Genomic DNA, 19,637 nt, shown 5'->3' with positions numbered 1-19,637 from the left:
ATCACCGTAGCTAGAACTGCGTGCGCAGTCGCGTCGCGATCAGGTGCACCGGGCCGCGGTCGCGGTTGAACGCCGGGTTGGCGATGAACTGATAGTCCGCGGTCAGCCGCCAGGAATACAGCGGCAGGCTGTAATAGGCTTCGAACACCTTCTCGTCGCCGGGATTGGGTAGCCGGCCGTCGCCGATGATCGCCGTCAGGCCGCCGGCGTCGAGATAAGCGATCCGCGACGCCGAGATGTGGTTGAGCAAGCCGCCGAGCCCGACCGTGTCGCCCTCGCGGCCCCACATCCGCCCCGATAGCGACAGCCCGGCCGACACCGTGCGATCGGAATCGGTGAAGGCGTTGGTCTCGAGATTGGGGCTGCTGAAGCCGGCGCGGGCGAACATGCCGATGTCGGTGGTGAGCTGCTGCTCGAGGCTGGCGGACAGACCGGTCTTGGAGGTGTAGCGGCGGACGTCGGCGATGCTCGGCGTGGTGCCGGTCGCCTGCGCGGCGCGGACCGCGTCGTTGAAATTGCCGAGCCGGGCGCGGTTGAGGAAGCCGGTGACCAGCACCTTGCCGGCAAGGCCCCACAGCTCGTGGCGATGTTCGAGCTCGCCGACAAGCTGGAACTGGCCGAACGCGGGATCGAGGTCGGTGTTGTTGGGCGTCACCGGCAGATCGAACACGCCGGCGCGCACCGTCCAGGCGCCGGCGTACCACTCGACCGAGGTGCCGTAGGTGAACGCCCAGGCGTCGGCCGCGTAGTCGAAGGTCAGGGCGTCGGCAAGGCCCCAGTTGAGGAAGTCGACGCGGGGGTCGTGGGCGTATTTGTTGACGTCGAAGATGTCGGCGACCGAGAACTTGCCGGCGGTGATCACGATGCGGTCGGCGGTCTGCTTGCCGGCGAACTGGTTGGGCCCGCCCTGCACGGTTTCGACCGGGCCGCCGAGGTCGAGCGTCTGCCGGACGAAGTAGCGCGGCACCCGCGCATACGGATAGTCGGCGCCGACCTTGTACGACTCCGCGCTCGGAAACGCCGCGACGCCGAAGGTGCCGCTGAGGCCGAAGCCCTGGTTGATCTCCGGATTGATCCAGAATTCGGCGCCGTCCCACAGTCTGGCGCCGACGTAGAGCGTGGCGTCGAAGGTCTGGCGTGCCTGGTTCGGCTTCAGGCTGTTGGCGCCGAGATAGGGCGAGCGGAATCCGGGGGCGTATTGCCAGGTGAGGGTGCTCTGGCCGTGCACCGCGAACCGCTCCAGCTCCAGCGCCTCGATGCCCTTGGTGAAGACATCCGTCTTGGCGATGTCGTCACCGAGCCGATAGTTCAGGCCGAGGCGGACTGCATGAGTCAGCACGTCGGAGGTGACGCGCTCGCCGGCGATCGGAAAGCTGACCGTACCGTTACCGAACCCGGTCGCCAGATATTCGGCCCGCGCGCTCCAGGCCGGTGACAGCGGCAGGTCGATGCCGGCGCCCGCGGACCAGCCGAGGCGCCACAGCAGCGCGGTCTCCTGCTGCGCGAGCGCGGGATCCGGCGGCCAGCGCAGCCGGTCGTAGCTCCAGGCGAAGCCGGCGGTGACGTAGGGCAGCCAGCCGCCCAGCGCGTAGCCGAGACGGCCGCGCACGGTGCCGCCGAGCAGCGCCTGATGATCGTGCCCGCCGACCGTGCCCGACGGCAGGGTATTGCCGGTATTGCCGCCGAGGGTGTTCGGCGAATTGAGGTCGGCCTCGACGCCGATCAGCCAGCGCGACGGCAGCATCCAATTGTAGCCGGCCTGCAGCCCGACCACGTAGCTGCCGGTGCCTTTGAACAACTGAAACGCATCGAACAGATCGATCGAACCGCTGCCGCCGGCCGGGGCGGAGCTCCAGTTGGAGTGACCGGCGACCGCGCTGAAATGTGCGCCGATATAGAACCCGCTCCAATCGAACACCGCGCGCGGCGCGAGCGGTGCTGTGCGCACGAGATCGGCCGCCGCCGCAGGGGCGGTGCAGATCGTGGTGGCAGCGAGGAGTGGCAACAGCAGGTTGGTTTGCACGCGGTCGGTCGTCCAGGTCTTCGAGTTGGCGTCCCGTATCACAGCGATCGGAACACCGGTGCCGCCGATCGGAGCCATCGTCAGATTTCGCGGCGGCGTAGCTGCCGGGCCACAGCCCGGCCTGGGGCAGGCTTGCGACACGCCGGCAAGCAGGAGGGGCACAGGCGGCTGACTACCTGATCAGACCGAAGCGCTTCATCACCACATAGGCGACGATCGACGACAGCAGCATGATCACGATCGCCCAGACAAAGCCGCCGGCGTCCTCGGCGAACGGCAGGCCGTGCAGGTTCATCCCGAACATGCCGGTGACGAGTGTCGGGGGCAGCAGCAGTGCGGTCAGCACCGACAGCACCCGCAGGCTGCTGTTGCCCTGCTCCTCGATCTGCAGATGCAGCTCTTCCTGCAACAACCGGCTGCGCTCGCGCATCTCGACCACCGAATGGTCGAGCCCGTCGAGCCGCTGCGCCAGCTTGCCGGCGCACGGCCGCAGCCGCGGAGCGAGTTCGGCGCCGTCGCGGTCGAACCGATGCAGCAGCACGCGCAGGCCGGATAGATGCCGATGCAGCCGCACGCAACTGCGGCGCAGCCGGCCGAGGCCCTGGCGCAGCTCGTCGGTGTCGTCGGTCAAGAGCTTCTCCTCGAGCCGGTCGAGCGCCTGCGCCATGTCGTCGGCGATCGCTTCGATCGCCTCGGCGACGTTGTGGACGATCATGTCGAACAGCCCGGCACAGCTCTCGACCCGATGGCCGGTCTCCAGCGCCCGCCGCGCCTCATCGACCGCGCCGAGCGGCTGGTGACGTCCGGTGATCACCAGATGCTCGGTCATAGCGAAGCGCAGCAGGCCGATGTCCTCGGTGATTTCGTCGATGTCGCGGCCGAGATCGGCGATCGCCCCGTACACGCAGCCGCCGACATTGTGGATCTGCTGATAGGCGTCCGCGGCCTGCAGCAAGGCCTTGGCCGGCGGCGGCAGCTCGGTGCCGCCGATCCAATGCAGCGCGCGGGTGTCGGTGAGATCGAGATGTAGCCAGGTCCAGCCGTCGTGCGGTTCGAGTGGCAATACGCCGTCAGGCCTCGCCTGTGCGACCCCGTCGGGGCCGATCCGGAACGCCCAGATCAGCCCGGGCACCATCGGATGCGCCGAGGCGCCGCCGGCCGCGGGTTCTGCGGCGGGGACACTGAAGCGGACATCGCCCGCGAGCGGCAGCACGGGCGGCATCGCTGCGCAATCAGACCGAACGCAGCACGCCGGTGCACCGGGGCGGCGTCGCGGCGATGGGGGAGGCGGGGCGGCTGCCGTGGTTCATTCTCGTCATCCTGCACGTACGAATGACGATTTTGCCTCGGCGATTTGACGGTGGGATGACAGCGCCGGGCGCCGCGAACACCAGGAACAATTGCCTGAAGGTCGCGTTGGGCGGGTGGACTGACAGCGCCCTACCTCATTCACCCGACGGAGTTCACCAAGATGGCCGCGACCAAAGACAAGGACCTCAACGACCTGTTCCTCGACACCTTGAAGGACATCTATTTCGCCGAGAAGCAGATCCTGAAGGCGCTGCCGAAGATGGCGAAGGCCGCCACCTCGGACAAGCTGCGGGCGGCGTTCGAGAAGCACGTCGCCGAAACCGAAGGCCAGATCGAGCGGCTGGAGCAGGTGTTCGAACTGCTCGAGAAGCCGGCCCGCGGCAAGACCTGCGACGCCATACTCGGGATCATCGACGAGGGTAAGGAGATCATGGACGAGTACAAGGGCACCGAGGCGCTCGATGCCGGCCTGCTCGCAGCCGCCCAGGCGGTCGAACATTACGAGATCTCCCGCTACGGCACGCTGAAGACCTGGGCCGGCCTGCTCGGCATGAAGGATGCGGTCCGGCTGATCGACCAGACACTGCAGCAGGAAAAGACCACCGACCAGACTCTCTCGAAGCTGGCCGAGAGCGAGGTCAATTACGAGGCGGCGGCGTAAGCGGCGGCATTTCGCAGGCTATCGGCGGATCGGAACGACGAAGCCCCGGGCGCTGCCGCCCGGGGCTTCTGCGTGATCGTCCGTCAGTCTCAGCCGCCGACGTCGGCGCTGATGACGTCGCCGAACAGCTCCCACTTCTCGCCCTTGAAGCGCATCAGCTGCAACTGGCTGACCGGCGCGAAGTCGGTCGCCGAGGTGTTGATCTTGATGCCCGGCAGCAGCACTTCGGTGCGATAGTCCTTCAGGCTGGCGGCCTGCTTCATGACGTTTTCGCGGGTGAGGTTGTCGCCGCACTTCTTCAGCACCTCGACCAGCGTCTGGGCGACGCCGTAGCCGACCACAGTGCCGCCATCGAGCTTGTTGCCCTCCGGGAACTCCTTGTCCATGAAGGCGAGGAACTCCTTCATACCGGCGTCGTCCTTCCACTGCTCGTCGGAGACGTCCTTCAGATACGCCGCCGAGATGACGCCCTGGGCGTTTTCATAACCCGCCGGCTTGATCACGCTGCCGACCGAGGCCGACACGTTGTTGAGGAAGTGGGTCGGCTTCCAGCCGATCTCCCCCATCTTCTTGATCGCCTGGGCGGCGAATTTCGGCGTGGTGATGTTGATGAAGACGTCCGCGCCGATCGACTTCAGCTTGACGATGTGGCTGTCGATCGTCGGCGTCGAGATCTCGTAGGCTTCCTTGATGACGATCATCGACGCGCCCTTGGCGCCGAGCCCGTCCTCGAGGCCCTTCAGATAATCCTTGCCGTAGTCGTCGTTCTGATACAGCACCGCGATCTTCGCGTTCGGCATCTCCTTGAGGATGTACTTGGCGTAGATCTGGGTTTCGCTCTGGTAGTTCGGCTGCCAGCCCATCGTCCACGGGAAATTCTTCGGATCGTTCCATTTGGTCGCGCCGGTGGCGACGAACAGTTGCGGTACCTTCTTGCTGTTCATGTATTTGTGGATCGCCGAATTCGGCGGTGTACCGAGCGAATTGAAGATCAGCAGAACTTCATCGCTCTCGACCAACTTGCGTGCCTGCTCCACCGTCTTCGGCGGCGAATAGGCGTCGTCGTAGCTGATGAAGTTGATCTTGCGCCCGTTGATGCCGCCCTTGTCGTTGATCATCTTGAAATAGGCGGCTTCGGTGCGGCCGATCACGCCGTAGGCGGAGGCCGGTCCGCTGTAGGGCATGATGTTGCCGATCTTGATCTCGGTATCGCTCACGCCGGGATCGTATTTCTTCTGCGCGAGCGCGCCGCTCGAGGCTGCGAAGCTGACGAGGAGTGCCGCGGATAGCGCAGCCGCGTGCGAACGGAGTGATGGCATTTCGAACTCCCTTTTCTTGGATGTATGATTGTTGTGTCGATTGCGGGCTCTTGCCGGCCCTTTGTCGACATTCAACACCTTCTCCGCGTCGCCAGCAAGCAGCAGCCGGCGACAGAATAGTCGCAATCGAATTGCTGCATTGCGAAGTAGCTGATTACAGACTAACACCCAGGTAGAACTACCTGGGTCGCGCTGTCGTGTCCGGTCTTGATGCGCTGCAACCGCCCGCGGCGGTTGTGGCGCGGATGCGCGAATTCCGCCCGGCCGATTCGCCGGCCGGGCAAACAAAAGCCCCCGGCAATCGCTTGCCGGGGGCTGGTTCGGACGGAGGCCGTCCGTGACCGTGCGATCAGTTCGTCGCGGCGTCGGCCGAGATGATGTCGCCGAACAGCTCCCATTTGTCGCCCTTGAAACGCATCATCTGAAGCTGGCTGATCGGAGCGAAATCGGTCGCCGACGTGTTGATCTTGATGCCGGGCAGCAGCGTGTCCGTCTCGAAGTCCTTTAGGCTGGCGGCCTGCTTCATCAGGTTTTCGCGGGTCAGGTTGTCGCCGCACATTTCCAGCACCTTGTGCAGAGTCTGGGCGACGCCGTAGCCGTACACCAGGTTGCCGTCGGCCTTGTTGGCGCCCGGCATGTATTTGTCGACGAAGGCGTGCCAGTTCTTGAACCTCGGATCGTTGTCCCATTGCGGATCGGTCGGATCCTTGGCGTAGTTGGCCGACAGCACACCCTGGGCGTTGTCGAAGCCGGCGGGCTGCATCACGCTGCCGACGGAGGCGGAGACGTTGGTGAGGATCTGCATCGGCTTCCAGCCGAGTTCGGCGGTCTTGCGGATGGTCTGCGCGCCGAATTTCGGGGTGGTGTAGATCAACAGTACGTCGGGATTGAGCGAGCGCAGCTTGACGATATGGCTGTCGATCGTCGGGGCCGAAATCTCGTAGGCTTCCTCGGCGATGATCATCGACGCACCCTTGGCGCCGAACCCGTCCTTGGTGCCCTTCAGGTAGTCTTTGCCGAAGTCGTCGTTCTGATAGAGAATCGCCACCTTGGCGTCGGGCTTCTCCTTCATGATGTATTTGGCGTAGATCTGCGCTTCGCTCTGGTAGGAGGGCTGCCAGCCGATCGTCCACGGGAAGCCCTTCGGATCGTTCCACTTGGTGGCGCCGGTGGCGACGAACAGTTGCGGTACCTTCTTGGCGTTGAGATATTTCTGAATGGCGGTGTTGGACGGCGTGCCGAGCGGATTGAACACCGCCAGAACTTCGTCGCTTTCGACCAGCTTGCGGACCTGCTCGACGGCCTTCGGCGGCGAGTAGGCGTCGTCGTAGCTGATGAAGTTGATTTTGCGGCCGTTGATGCCGCCCTTGTCGTTGACCATCCGGAAGTAGGCTTCCTCGGTCTTGCCGATGGTGCCGTAGGCCGATGCCGGGCCCGAATAGGGGATGATATTGCCGATCTTGATCTCGGTGTCGGACGCCCCGGTGTCGTACTTCTTCTGTGCGAGGGCAGTGCCGGTGAATGCGGCGAAACTGACGGCGACGGCTGCCGAGGCGGCGAGCGCGCGCGAACGGAAGGTGGGCATTAAGAAGGCTCCTTGGGATTTTCGATTCTTCTTGTGGACTTCGAGGTCCGGAGCCGATTGAACACGTTTCTCGCGGGCGCAGCAACCAAAAGGCGGCGGTTGCAGCCGCGCTGCGGCAAGTGGCCCTATCCTGCGGCCCCGACGATGCCGTCGATGTCCGAAGCCTGCGGCGAGGCGCCGCTTAGTTGCGTAGTTCGCCGCCGATCACCGGACCGAAAAGTTCCCAATGATCGCCGGAAAACCGCATCATCCGCAGTTGCTCGATCGGATGGAAGTCGTCCGCTGCGGTGTTGATGGTGATGCCGGGGAGCAGCGTGTCGGGCGCGTAGCCTTCGAGGCTGGCGGCCTGCTTCATGATGTTGGCGCGGCTGAGATCGTCGCCGGCGCGGCGCAGCACTTCGACCAGGCATTGCGCTGCGCCGTAGCCGTAAACCACCGAGTTGTCGCCGCGGTCGACGTCCGGCGCGTAGGCGTCGAGGAAGGCATGGAACCGTCTCATGCCTGCGTCGTCTCGCCATTGCGGATCGGCGGCGTCCTTGTTGTAGGCGGCCGACACCAGCCCCTGCGATGCGTCGAGCCCGGCGGGGCGGAGCACCGCGGCGATCGAGGCCGACACCAGGGTCTGCACATACAGCGGATGCCAGTCCAGCGTGGCGGCGGCCCGGATACTCTGGGCGGCGAATTTCGGCGTGGTGATCGAGACGAACACGTCGGCACCGGACGCCTTCATCCGGGCAATGTGATTGTCCGCGGACGGTTCTGTGACTTCGTAGCTCTCCTCCAGCGCGATCATCGATGCTGCCCGATCGCCGAGCCCGTCCTTGAGGCCTCTGAGCATGTCGCGGCCGAGGTCGTCGTTCTGGTACAGCACCGCGATCCGGCCCTGCGGGCGGGTCGCGAGAATGTACTTGGCGTAGACCCGCCCCTCGGTCTGGTAGGGTGGCTGCCAGCCCATCGTCCAGGGAAACGCCTTGGGATCGCCGAACCGGGTGGCGCCTGTGGCGGCGAACAATTGCGGCACCTGTTTGGCGTTGAGATATTTCTGGATCGCGGCGTTCGACGGTGTGCCCATCGCGCTGAACACCAGCAGGACCTCGTCGCGCTCGACCAGCTTGCGGACCTGTTCGACCGCCTTGGCCGGGTTGTAGCCGTCGTCATAGGAGATGAATGCGATCTGGCGGCCGTTGATGCCGCCCTGATCGTTGATCATCCTGAAATACGCCTGTTCGATCCGGCCGACGATCGAATAGGCCGAAGCCGGCCCGGAATACGGCATCAGATTGCCAATTCGGATGACGCGGTCGTCGGTGCCGGCGGCGCTTCCGCCGGCCAGTGCCGGTGAGGCGAGGGCGAGGGTAGCGGCGGACAAAGCCAACAACGCGCGTCGGCGCCAGCGGCAGGGCATATTGAGGGACATGGCTCGATCGGGGTCGTGGGCGGCGCGCGGCGTGCGTGCGTCTCGGTACTGCCCTGCATACGCCCGCGCCGGCCGGCGCGACACCCTCCGATCGGGCAACAGCCCCGCCGGCGGCGCAGAGGCGGGCCGACGCTCGCGGCCGGCGAGAACGGCCAAAGGAGAGGCAAAGAAAAGGCCCCTCGCGATCGGGTCGCGAGGGGCCGGGAGTGGGCGGTGCGGGCGGGTTATGCCCGCCGGCCGAGTTTGTGCACCCAGTTCTGCACCGTGTAGGCGATCTGCCGCGAGCCGTGCGGCAGCAGGAAGATGATCAGCACCAGGATCACGCCGAACACCGCGCCCGACAGACCCTTGGAGAACTCCTCGGCGATGTTCGGCACGAACACGATGAACGCCGCGCCGACGATCGAACCGGGCAGCCAGCCGACGCCGCCGACCACCATGCCGAGGAACAGCGCGATTGCGAGCTGGATGGTGTAGCTGTCCGGCGCGACGAACTGCACCGCGATGGCGCCGAGGCCGCCGGCGACGCCGGTGATGCCGGCAGAGATGCCGAACGCCAGGGTCTTGTAGCGCGCCACGTCCACGCCCATCGCCGAAGCGGCGATTTCGTTGTCGCGGATCGCCATCATGGCCCGGCCCGAGCGCGACTTCAGCAGGTTGACCGAGGCGACATAGATCACCATCGAGACCACCAGCACGAAGTAGTACAGCCACATATCCTGCGACATCGGCAGGCCGAACGGCGCGTCGGGCTTGGTGATCACCAGACCCTGCACGCCGCCTGTCCAATGCTCGAAATAGTGCAGCTTCAGGAGCTGCGGCATCGCGGTGGCGAGCGCGAATGTCGCGAGCGCCAGATAGATGCCGGACAGCCGCAGCGCGGGCAGGCCGAACAGATAGCCGCAGATGAAGCAGATCGCTCCGGAGATCGGCAGCGTCAACGCGTAGTTGACGCCGAAGTTCTCCATCAGGATGGCCGAAGTGTAGGCGCCGACCGCGTAAAACGCGCTCTGGCCGAGCGAGAACTGGCCGGAACCGCCGGTCAGGATGTTGAGTGCCAGGACGGCGATGGCGTAGATCAGCACCATCGTCATCTGGAAGATGATGAAGTTCTTGGCGAACAGCGGGGCGAGACACAGCAACAGCACAACCACGACCGAAGCGGTGGTGCCGAGCGCCATGTACTTCTTCGGCGTGGTCTCGACCGGCTGTGTATCGTTGACGATTTCCTGCAGTGCGCTCATGTTCAGACTCGCTTGACGATGGTGCGGCCGAACAGGCCAGTGGGTTTCACGACGAGAACGGTGACGATCAGTGCAAGCGCGATCGGCAGCTTGAGTTCGTTACCGACACCCGGAATGTAGGTGCCGGCGAGATTCTCGAACACGCCGACCAGGAAGCCGCCGACCACCGCGCCGAACGGGCTGGACAAGCCGCCGAGCACCGCAGCCGCGAAGCCGTAGATCAGAACGCCGCCCATCATGTTGGGCTCCAGGAACACCACCGGAGCGATCAGCATGCCGGCGATCGAGCCGATCGCGGCCGCCATGCCCCAGCCGAGCGCGATCATCCACGAGGTGTTGACGCCGACGAGCCGCGCGGATTCCGGCTGTGCCGCAGCCGCCCGCATCGCCAGACCGATCCGGGTGTACTGGAAGAACAGAAACAGCAGGATCAGCAGCACGATCGTCACGCCGATCATCCCGGCCTGGTGGGTCGAGATCAACTGGCTGCCGAGGAACGGCGAGGAGCCGAACGGCGAGGGGAACTGCTTGATGGTGAAGTCCCAGGTCAGGCCTGCGACCGAGTTGATGATCGCGAACAGCGCGATGAAGCCGGCGACGTGCGTCAGCACCGGCGCGTTGCCGAGCGGCTTGAACAGCGCGCGCTCGATCACGATGCCGCCTGCGAACGAGAACGCCAGCGTCAGCACGAACGCGCCCCAATACGGCACGCCCCATTGCATCAACTGCCAGGCGACGAAGGTGGAGAACATCGCCATTTCGCCCTGGGCGAAGTTGAGGTGGTCGATCGCCTGGTAGATCATCACGACGGCGAGCGCCATGCAGGCGTAGATCGCCCCGGTGGCGATGCCAGCCAGGATTTGGTTCAGAAACAGATCCATGGCGGGTCTCCTCAGTAGCCCAGATAAGATTTGCGGACGTCTTCGTTGCTGGCGATCTCCTCCGCACTGCCGGACATCACGATCCGGCCGGTCTCGATCACATACGCCTTGTCGGCGAGTTCGAGCGCGAGCTGGGCGTTCTGTTCGACCACCAGGATGGTGACCTTGTCCTCGCGGTTGATCTTGCCGAGGATCTTGAACAGATCCCGCACGATCAGCGGCGCGAGGCCGAACGAGGGTTCGTCCAGCAGCATCAGCCGCGGCCGCAGCATCAGCGCGCGGGCGACCGCGAGCATCTGCTGCTCGCCGCCGGACAGCGTGCCGGCCTGCTGGGTGTGGCGCTGCTTCAGCACCGGGAAGTGCGCGTACATCCGCTCGATGTCCGAGGCGATCGCCTTGGTGTCCTTGCGGCTGATGGCGCCGAGCTGAAGATTCTCCTCCACCGTCATGGTGGTGAAGGTGCCGCGTCCCTGCGGGACGTGGGCGATCCCGAGCTTGACGATGGACTCCGTCGAGCTCTTGTTGATGGCCTTGCCCTCGAACTCGATCGCGCCGGTCGAGCGCACCATGTTGCAGATCGCCCGCAGTGTGGTGGTCTTGCCGGCACCGTTGGCGCCGAGCAGGGTGGTGAGGCTGCCTTCGTGCAGGTCGAATTCGAGCCCGTGCAGCGCCTGGACCTGGCCGTAATAGGCGCGCAGGTCGCGAACGTTGAGCATCGCGGTCATTGTTCGTCCTTGCTCCCCAGATAGGCTTTGATCACATCCGGGTCGTTCTGCACCTGCGTCGGCGTCCCCTCTGCGAGCTTGCGGCCGAAATTGAGCGCGACCACGTAGTCGGCGGTCGACATCACCATCCCCATGTGGTGCTCGACCAGCAGCACGGTGATGCCGCGATCGTCGCGGATGCGGCGGACCAGGTCGCCGAGGATGTAGACTTCCTCGTGATTGAGGCCGCCGGCGGGTTCGTCGAGCAGCAGGATCTTCGGCTCGGCGGCGAGCGCGCGCGCCAGCTCGACGCGCTTCTGGGTGCCGAACGGCAGGCCCGACACGGTGGTGTGGGCGACGCTGCGCAGTTCGAGATAGCCGAGGATGTCGTCGACGCGCTTGTTGAGCACCTTCTCGGAGCTGCGGATCCACGGCATCCGCAGCGAATCCGAAACGATGTCGCTGTTGGTGCGGCAATGCGCGCCGACGCGCACGTTGTCGATCACCGACATGTTGGGAAACAGCGCGACGTTCTGGAAGGTGCGGCCGATGCCGACTTCGGCGATGCGATGCGGCGGGCGGGTGAGAATGCTCTCGCCTTCCAGCAGGATGTCGCCCTTGCTCGGCTGATACAGCCGGGACAGGCAGTTGAACAGCGTGGTCTTGCCGGCGCCGTTCGGGCCGATCAGACCGAGGATCTGTCCCTTGTGCATGTTGAATGAAATGCCGTTCAGGGCGACGATGCCACCGAACACGACGCTGACGTCGCGCACCGCGAGAAGCGGCGACGCGGAAGACGAAACCTGAGCCTGCATCATTTGCAGCGGCCCGGCCGAGGTAGCGACCTGCTACCTGATCCCCTCGACGACACGCGCAACTTTCCCTCCTTTTGTTCTTTTGTTATCGGATTTTCTTGGTTGCGGCGCAGCTACTCCCCCGAGCGCCGCTTCGATTTTCCTTACCATCGCCACGAGGCGAGGTCCAATATCGTTGATCAGTCGCTCTTCCGTGAAACGGAATGCCGGTGCGCCGCAGTTGAACGCGTAGGTCCCGGTGCCGTCGTTCAAAGTCATCGCAACGCCTGCTGCATGGACGTCGTCTTGCCATTCGCCGACCGAAATCGCAAAGCCGCGCTTTTCCACCATTTCTTCCGAGCGCTCGATCCCTTCTTTGATGCGCGGCCACCGGCTGCCGTAGTGCTCGCGCATTTCCCTCATCAGAATCGCGCGTTCTTCATTCGGCAGTGCACACAAATACGCGCGTCCCATCGCCGTGGTGGCGATCGGAATCCGCGAACCGACGTCCAGTTGCACGCCCACGGTGAGGCTCGATCGCGCCTGGCCGACATAGATCATGCTGAGGCGATCACGCGCGCCGACCGCCACGGCACCGCCGGTCTGCTGCATCAATTCGTCGCGGAACGGCTGCGACAGATGTCGTAGCCCGAGATTGGCGACGGCCGCATAGCCGAGCGACATCGCGGCCGGTGCGAGTTGATACTTCTCGAACCGGGGCACCTGCGTGAGATAGCCGAGTTTGGTCAGCGTGTAGGTCAGCCGCGAGATCGTCGGCTTGGGCAATTTGGTGCGCGCCGCCAGTTCCTGATTGCCGAGCAATCCGTCGTTGGGGCCGAACGCGCGCAGCACCTCCAGTCCGCGCGCCAGAGCGACGACGAAACTGCGGTCGGTGGCGGATTTCTTGGCTGGACGTTTCATCCCTGCACGGCTTTTGATTTATGGACGTCGTTGACAATCGACGCTCTTCAAAATAACCCTCGATGTCAAGATGTGGAATTAATTTTCGCAGTGCGAAATCAACCAAGAAACGCAAACCCAAGGAGAACGGCATGAGCGAAGTCGTCACACGCGCAACGCAGGATCAGGTCGCGATCGTCACGGTCGACAGTCCGCCGGTCAATGCGCTCAGTGCGGCTGTTCGCCGCGGCATTCTGGAAAACGTCAACGCCGCCGTTGCCGATCCCGCCGTGCAGGCGATCGTGCTGGTGTGCGCGGGCCGCACCTTCATCGCCGGCGCCGACATCACCGAATTCGGCAAGCCGCCGCAGCCGCCGGCGCTCAACGACGTCATCGCCGCGCTGGAGAATTCGCCGAAGCCGACGATTGCGGCGATCCACGGCACCGCGCTCGGCGGCGGTCTCGAAGTCGCGCTCGGCTGCCATTTCCGCGTCGCCGTGAAGGAGGCCAAGCTCGGTCTTCCCGAGGTCAAGCTCGGCCTGTTGCCTGGTGCCGGCGGCACCCAGCGCCTGCCGCGCGCGGTCGGTCCTGAGCTCGCCGTGCAGATGATCGTCGGCGGCAGCCCGATCGGCGCTGCTGAAGCGCTCAAGCATGGTCTGGTCGAAGAGATCGTCGAGAATCTGGTCGCGGGCGCGGTCGCGTTCGCCAAGAAGGTGGTGGCCGAGAAGCGCCCGACCCGCCGGCTGCGCGACGATGATTCCAAGCTCGCTGCTGCCAAGGCCGATCGCTCGATCTTCACCAATGCGGTTGCGGCGATGACCAAGAAGGCGCGCGGCCTCGAAGCGCCGTTCGCCTGCGCCGACGCGATCGGCGCCGCGATCGATCTGCCGTTCGAAGAGGGGCTGAAGAAGGAGCGCGAGGGCTTCATGAAGCTCGTCGTGTCCGATCAGTCGAAGGCGCAGCGCTACGCGTTCTTCGCCGAGCGTGAAGCCGCCAAGGTCGACGGCGTGCCGGACGGCACCAAGCCGCGCCCGGTGTCGCGCGTGGCGATCATCGGCGCCGGCACGATGGGCGGCGGCATCGCGATGTCGTTCGCCAATGCGGGCATCCCGGTGACGCTGATCGAGACCGGCGAGGAGCAGCTCAAGCGCGGCCTCGGCATCATGCAGAAGAACTGGGAAGCCACCGCAGCACGCGGCGGCCTGCCGCCGGACGCGCCGGCCAAGCGCATGGCGCTGATCACCGGGGTGGTCGGCCTCGAGAACGTCAAGGATGCCGACCTGATCATCGAGGCGGTGTTCGAAACCATGGCGGTGAAGAAGGAAGTGTTCACCGCGATCGACGCCCACGCCAAGCCGGGCGCGGTGCTGGCGTCGAATACCTCGTATCTGTCGATCGACGACATCGCCGCGGTCACCAAGCGTCCGCAGGACGTGCTCGGCATGCACTTCTTCTCGCCGGCCAACGTGATGAAGCTGTGCGAGATCGTGCGCGGCGCCAAGACCGCGCCGGACGCGTTGCTCACCGCGGTGTCGATCGCCAAGAAGATCGCCAAGGTGCCGGTCGTGGTCGGCGTCTGCGACGGCTTCGTCGGCAATCGCATGTTGGCGGCCCGCTCCAAGCAGTCCGAGAAGCTGCTGTTCGAAGGCGCGCTGCCGCAGCAGGTTGACGCCGTCGTCACCAAGTTCGGCATGCCGATGGGCCCGTTTGCGATGGGCGATCTCGCCGGCCTCGACATCGGCTGGCGGTCGCGCAAGGACCGCGGCATCAAGTCGGAGATCGCGGACGCGCTGTGCGAAGCCGGCCGCTTCGGCCAGAAGACCGGCAAGGGCTACTACAAGTACGAAGCCGGTTCGCGCGCCCCGATGCCCGATCCGGAAGTCGAGACGCTGATCAACGACACGCTGGCCAAGCTCGGCCTCAAGCGACGCGACATCACCGACGCGGAGATCCTCGAGCGGATGGTTTACCCGATGATCAACGAGGGTGCCCGCATTCTCGAAGAGAAGATCGCGGCGCGTCCGAGCGACATCGACGTGGTCTGGCTGTACGGCTACGGCTGGCCGATCTATCGCGGCGGCCCGATGCACTACGCCGACTCGGTCGGCCTCAAGCACATCGCCGAGCGGCTGTCGGCTTACGCCAAGGCCACCAACGATCCGTCGCTGGAGCCGGCCCCGCTGCTGAAGAAGCTCGCCGACGAAGGCAAGACCTTCGCGTCGATCGGCCAGCCGTCCAAGGCTGCGGCGTGATCGCTCTCCCTCTCCCGCTTGCGGGAGAGGGCCGGGGTGAGGGCGACACGAGGGATAGGCTGTCGTCGTGGACCCCCCACCCCCTACCCCTCCCCGCAAGGGGGAGGGGAGGTACGCTCGCCTCGCTTCGGAACAATCCTTAGTTCATTCAGCAATGGTTGGTGGCATGTCCAAACCCGGCGAACAGTTCTATCCCCCTGGTATCCGCTGGGACGTGCCGATTCCGCGCGGCACGCTGGTCGATCTGCTGGCGCAGGCGGCGAAGAACTATGGCTCGCGCCCGGCGCTGGAATTCCGCGACCGGCAGATCACCTACACCAAGCTCGAAGCGATGGCCGAGACCGCCGCGTCCGCGCTGCTCGCCGCCGGCTACGACCGCAACTCCTCGGTCGCGCTGTTTCTCGGCAACACGCCGGACCATCCGATCAATTTCTTCGGCGCGCTGAAGGCCGGCGCCCGCGTGGTGCATCTGTCTCCGCTCGACGGTGAGCGGGCGCTGTCGCACAAGCTCACCGATTCCGGCGCACGGGTGCTGATCACCACCAATTCCGCGGCGCTGCTGCCGATGGCGCAGAAGTTCCTGGAGAAGGGGCTGCTCGATCGCCTGATCGTCTGCGCCGATGCGGCGTGGGGCGAGTCCGGCACGCCGCTGGCTCCGCTGCCGGACGATCCGCGGGTCACCACTTACGCCGACTTCGTCAAGGACGCCCTGAAGCCGATGGCGTGGCCGACCGTCACGCCCGACGACATCGCGCTGCTGCAATACACCGGCGGCACCACCGGCCTGCCCAAGGGTGCGATGCTGACCCACGGCAATCTCACCGCGGCCGAAGCGATCTTCAGCATCTGGTGGGCGCCGAGTCGGCGCGAGGGCGTGATCGAGCGCGTGATCTGCGTGCTTCCGCTGTTCCACATCTACGCGCTCACCGTGATCCTGTTTCGCTGCCTGCGCCAGGGCGATCTGATCTCGCTGCACCAGCGCTTCGACGTCGCCTCGATCTTCCGCGACATCGAGGAGAAGCGCGCCACCTCGTTCCCGGGCGTGCCGACGATGTGGATCGCGCTCGCCAACGATCCGTCGCTGGAGAAGCGCGATCTGTCGTCGCTCGTCACTGCCGGCTCCGGCGGTGCGCCGCTGCCGGTCGAAGTCGCACGGCTGTTCCAGCGCAAGACCGGGCTGTCGCTCAAGAGCGGCTGGGGCATGACCGAGACCTGTTCGCCCGGCACCGGCCATCCGCCGGAAGGTCCGGACAAGCCGGGGTCGATCGGGCTGATGCTGCCGGGGATCGAACTCGACGTCGTCGCGCTCGACGACACCTCCAGGGTGCTGAGGCCCGGCGAGGTCGGCGAGATCCGGGTTCGTGGCCCGAACGTCACCAAGGGTTATTGGAATCGCCCTGAAGAGGCCGCCCACAGTTTCGTCGGCGACTGGTTTCTCACCGGCGACATCGGTTACATGGACCAGGATGGCTACTTCTTCCTGGTGGATCGCAAGAAGGACATGATCATCTCCGGCGGCTTCAACGTCTATCCGCAGATGATCGAGCAGGCGATCTACGAACACCCGGCGGTGCAGGAGGTGATCGTGATCGGCATACCGGACGATTACCGCGGCGAAGCTGCGAAAGCCTTCGTCAAGCTGCGCGACGGGGCGCAGCCGTTCAGCATCGACGAGCTTCGTGCCTTCCTCACCGGCAAGCTCGGCAAGCATGAGCTGCCGACCGCCGTGGAGTTTCTCGACGAACTGCCGCGCACCACGGTGGGCAAACTGTCCCGCCATGAACTGCGCAGCCAGCAGACCACCACCAAGACACAGACCAAGTAATTCGTAACAGCAACCCCGCAGGAGCCTGCATATGAACGAGGCCGTTATCGTTTCAACCGCGCGCACGCCGATCGGCAAGGCGTATCGCGGCGCTCTCAACGCAACCGAGGGCGCCACGCTGCTCGGCCACGCCATCGAGCACGCGGTGAAGCGCGCCGGCATCGACCCGAAGGAGGTCGAGGATGTGGTGATGGGTGCGGCGCTGCAGCAGGGCGCCACCGGCGGCAACATCGCCCGCAAGGCGCTGCTGCGCGCCGGCATGCCGGTGACCACCGCCGGTACCACCATCGACCGCCAGTGCGCCTCCGGCCTGCAGGCGATCGCGCTCGCCGCCCGTTCGGTGATCTTCGACGGCGTCGAGATCGCGGTCGGCGGCGGTGGCGAGTCGATCAGCTTGGTGCAGAACGACAAGATGAACACCTTCCACGCCGTCGATCCGGCGCTCGAAGCGATGAAGGGTGACGTCTACATGGCGATGCTCGACACCGCCGAAACCGTGGCGAAGCGTTACGGCATCTCGCGCGAGCGCCAGGACGAGTATTCGCTGGAAAGCCAGCGCCGCACCGCGGCGGCGCAGCAGGGCGGCAAGTTCAACGACGAAATCGCGCCGATCTCGACCAAGATGGGCGTGGTCGACAAGGCCACCGGAGCGGTGTCGTTCAAGGACATCACCCTGTCCCAGGACGAAGGTCCGCGGCCGGATACCTCCGCCGAAGGCCTCGCCGGCCTGAAGGCCGTGCGCGGCGAAGGCTTCACCATCACGGCCGGCAACGCCAGCCAGCTCTCCGACGGCGCCTCGGCCACGGTGATCATGAGCGACAAGACCGCGGCCGCGAAGGGCCTCAAGCCGCTCGGCATCTTCCGCGGCATGGTCTCCTACGGCTGCGAGCCGGACGAGATGGGCATCGGCCCGGTCTTCGCGGTGCCGCGCCTGCTGAAACGCCACGGCCTCAGCGTCGACGATATCGGCCTGTGGGAGCTGAACGAAGCCTTCGCGGTGCAGGTGCTGTATTGCCGCGACAAGCTCGGCATCGATCCGGAGAAGCTCAACGTCAACGGCGGCGCGATCTCGGTTGGCCATCCCTACGGCATGTCGGGCGCGCGCCTGGCCGGTCACGCGCTGATTGAAGGCCGCCGCCGCAAGGTGAAGTATGCGGTGGTGACGATGTGCGTCGGCGGCGGCATGGGCTCCGCCGGCCTGTTCGAGATCGTGCAGTAAGCCTCACGGAGTCATTCCGGGGCGCGAGCGCGGCTCGCGAACCCGGAATCCTGATGTTGCTGCGGCACCACTCAACAGCTCGAGATTCCGGGTTCGCGCTTCGCGCTCCGGAATGACGAATGATAGTTTCGTAGACGAATTCGACCCAAGGAGGATCCGATGGATCTGAACTTCAGCAAGGAAGAAATCGCGTTCCGCGACGAGGTGCGGCAGTTCTTCAAGGACAACGTGCCGGCCAAGACGCGGCAGAAACTGATCGAAGGCCGCCACAACACCAAGGAAGAAATGGTCGAGTGGTACCGCATCCTCAACAAGAAGGGCTGGGCGGTGACGCACTGGCCGAAGGAATACGGCGGCACCGGCTGGAGCAGCGTGCAGCACTACATCTTCAATGAGGAGCTGCAGGCAGCGCCCGCGCCGCAGCCGCTCGCCTTCGGCGTCTCGATGGTCGGCCCGGTGATCTACACCTTCGGCAGCGAGGAGCAGAAGAAGCGCTTCCTGCCGCGGATCGCCAATGTCGACGACTGGTGGTGCCAGGGCTTCTCCGAGCCGGGCTCGGGCTCCGACCTCGCGTCGCTCAAGACCAAGGCCGAGAAGAAGGGCGACAAGTGGATTATCAACGGCCAGAAGACCTGGACCACGCTGGCGCAGCACGCCGACTGGATCTTCTGCCTGTGCCGCACCGATCCGGCCGCCAAGAAGCAGGAAGGCATCTCCTTCATCCTGGTCGACATGAAGACCAAGGGCATCACCGTCCGTCCGATCCAGACCATCGACGGCAGCCACGAAGTCAACGAAGTGTTCTTCGACGACGTCGAGGTGCCGCTGGAGAATCTGGTCGGCCAGGAGAACAAGGGCTGGGACTACGCCAAGTTCCTGCTAGGCAACGAGCGCACCGGCATCGCCCGCGTCGGCATGTCGAAGGAGCGCATCCGCCGCATCAAGCAGCTCGCCGCCCAGGTTGAGTCCGGCGGCAAGCCGGTGATCGAGGATCCCAAGTTCCGCGACCGGCTCTCCGCGGTCGAGATCGAGCTGAAGGCGCTCGAGCTCACCCAGCTCCGCGTCGTCGCCGATGAAGGCAAGCACGGCAAGGGGAAGCCGAACCCGGCTTCGTCGGTGCTGAAGATCAAGGGCTCCGAGATCCAGCAGGCGACAACCGAGCTGCTGATGGAAGTGATCGGCCCATTCGCCGCGCCCTACGACGTCCACGGCGACGACGACTCGAACGAGACGATGGATTGGACCGCCCAGATCGCCCCCGGCTACTTCAACAACCGCAAGGTCTCGATCTACGGCGGCTCCAACGAGATTCAGCGCAACATCATCTGCAAGGCGGTGCTCGGGCTGTAAGCGGCTCAGCGAAGCGTCTCCTAAACCTCTCCCCGCGCGCGGGGAGAGGTCGGATTGCGCAGCAATCCGGGTGAGGGGGCGTCTCCGCAAGGCCGAGAGTCAGCGACTCGCGTCGCCCCTCACCCCAACCCTCTCCCCGCAAGCGGGGAGAG

General features: G+C 65.1%; 15 protein-coding genes. 5 read left to right on the top strand and 10 right to left on the bottom strand.

Annotated features, from left to right (window positions below):
* Positions 1-10 precede the first annotated feature (10 nt).
* On the bottom strand, positions 11-2,101 hold the full coding sequence (locus FLL57_RS14115; RefSeq protein ID WP_235677143.1) for a carbohydrate porin: 2,091 nt from the start codon (positions 2,099-2,101) through the stop codon (positions 11-13).
* 94 nt (positions 2,102-2,195) lie between these two features.
* On the bottom strand, positions 2,196-3,245 hold the full coding sequence (locus FLL57_RS14110) for a transporter (protein WP_142883201.1): 1,050 nt from the start codon (positions 3,243-3,245) through the stop codon (positions 2,196-2,198).
* Between the two features lie 249 nt (positions 3,246-3,494).
* On the opposite strand from FLL57_RS14110, the gene FLL57_RS14105 reads away from it, so the two are divergent.
* Positions 3,495-3,995, top strand: coding sequence for a ferritin-like domain-containing protein (locus FLL57_RS14105; protein WP_013501391.1), 501 nt, complete (start codon positions 3,495-3,497; stop codon positions 3,993-3,995).
* An 89-nt stretch (positions 3,996-4,084) separates the two neighbouring features.
* On the opposite strand, the gene FLL57_RS14100 is transcribed toward FLL57_RS14105, so the two are convergent.
* From FLL57_RS14100 to FLL57_RS14065, 8 genes are all read right to left on the bottom strand, one after another.
* Positions 4,085-5,314 (bottom strand): ABC transporter substrate-binding protein, encoded by a 1,230-nt coding sequence (locus FLL57_RS14100; protein ID WP_142883200.1) that lies wholly within the window; start codon positions 5,312-5,314, stop codon positions 4,085-4,087.
* A gap of 349 nt (positions 5,315-5,663) precedes the next feature.
* Positions 5,664-6,899 carry an ABC transporter substrate-binding protein gene (locus tag FLL57_RS14095; RefSeq protein ID WP_142883199.1) on the bottom strand — a complete coding sequence of 412 codons (1,236 nt, stop codon included), beginning with the start codon at positions 6,897-6,899 and terminating at the stop codon, positions 5,664-5,666.
* Between the two features lie 181 nt (positions 6,900-7,080).
* The gene (locus tag FLL57_RS14090; protein ID WP_142884217.1) at positions 7,081-8,304 is read right to left on the bottom strand and encodes an ABC transporter substrate-binding protein; all 1,224 of its coding nucleotides are present in this window, start codon (positions 8,302-8,304) and stop codon (positions 7,081-7,083) included.
* Between the two features lie 236 nt (positions 8,305-8,540).
* On the bottom strand, positions 8,541-9,560 hold the full coding sequence (locus tag FLL57_RS14085; RefSeq protein ID WP_142883198.1) for a branched-chain amino acid ABC transporter permease: 1,020 nt from the start codon (positions 9,558-9,560) through the stop codon (positions 8,541-8,543).
* Positions 9,561-9,562: 2 nt separating this feature from the next.
* Positions 9,563-10,441, bottom strand: coding sequence for a branched-chain amino acid ABC transporter permease (locus FLL57_RS14080; protein WP_013501396.1), 879 nt, complete (start codon positions 10,439-10,441; stop codon positions 9,563-9,565).
* An 11-nt stretch (positions 10,442-10,452) separates the two neighbouring features.
* Positions 10,453-11,166: an ABC transporter ATP-binding protein gene (locus FLL57_RS14075; RefSeq protein ID WP_013501397.1), complete on the bottom strand. Its 714-nt coding sequence runs from the start codon at positions 11,164-11,166 to the stop codon at positions 10,453-10,455.
* Positions 11,163-11,963, bottom strand: coding sequence for an ABC transporter ATP-binding protein (locus tag FLL57_RS14070; protein WP_013501398.1), 801 nt, complete (start codon positions 11,961-11,963; stop codon positions 11,163-11,165). The genes FLL57_RS14075 and FLL57_RS14070 overlap by 4 nt, the downstream gene beginning before the upstream one ends.
* 30 nt (positions 11,964-11,993) lie before the next feature.
* Positions 11,994-12,860, bottom strand: a complete 867-nt coding sequence (locus FLL57_RS14065; RefSeq protein ID WP_013501399.1) for an IclR family transcriptional regulator — start codon at positions 12,858-12,860, stop codon at positions 11,994-11,996.
* Between the two features lie 131 nt (positions 12,861-12,991).
* On the opposite strand from FLL57_RS14065, the gene FLL57_RS14060 reads away from it, so the two are divergent.
* From FLL57_RS14060 to pimC, 4 genes are all read left to right on the top strand, one after another.
* On the top strand, positions 12,992-15,091 hold the full coding sequence (locus FLL57_RS14060; protein ID WP_142883197.1) for a 3-hydroxyacyl-CoA dehydrogenase NAD-binding domain-containing protein: 2,100 nt from the start codon (positions 12,992-12,994) through the stop codon (positions 15,089-15,091).
* Between the two features lie 166 nt (positions 15,092-15,257).
* Entirely contained in the window at positions 15,258-16,916 is a 1,659-nt protein-coding gene (gene pimA / locus FLL57_RS14055; protein ID WP_142883196.1) for a dicarboxylate--CoA ligase PimA, read from the top strand.
* A gap of 31 nt (positions 16,917-16,947) precedes the next feature.
* Positions 16,948-18,135 carry an acetyl-CoA C-acyltransferase gene (locus FLL57_RS14050; RefSeq protein ID WP_142883195.1) on the top strand — a complete coding sequence of 396 codons (1,188 nt, stop codon included), beginning with the start codon at positions 16,948-16,950 and terminating at the stop codon, positions 18,133-18,135.
* A 159-nt stretch (positions 18,136-18,294) separates the two neighbouring features.
* Positions 18,295-19,485 (top strand): pimeloyl-CoA dehydrogenase large subunit, encoded by a 1,191-nt coding sequence (pimC, locus tag FLL57_RS14045; RefSeq protein ID WP_013501403.1) that lies wholly within the window; start codon positions 18,295-18,297, stop codon positions 19,483-19,485.
* The last annotated feature ends 152 nt before the right edge of the window (positions 19,486-19,637 follow it).

This window comes from Rhodopseudomonas palustris (assembly GCF_007005445.1).
GTDB classification, from domain to species: domain Bacteria; phylum Pseudomonadota; class Alphaproteobacteria; order Rhizobiales; family Xanthobacteraceae; genus Rhodopseudomonas; species Rhodopseudomonas palustris_G.
This window is presented reverse-complemented; position numbering and strand designations above follow the sequence as displayed.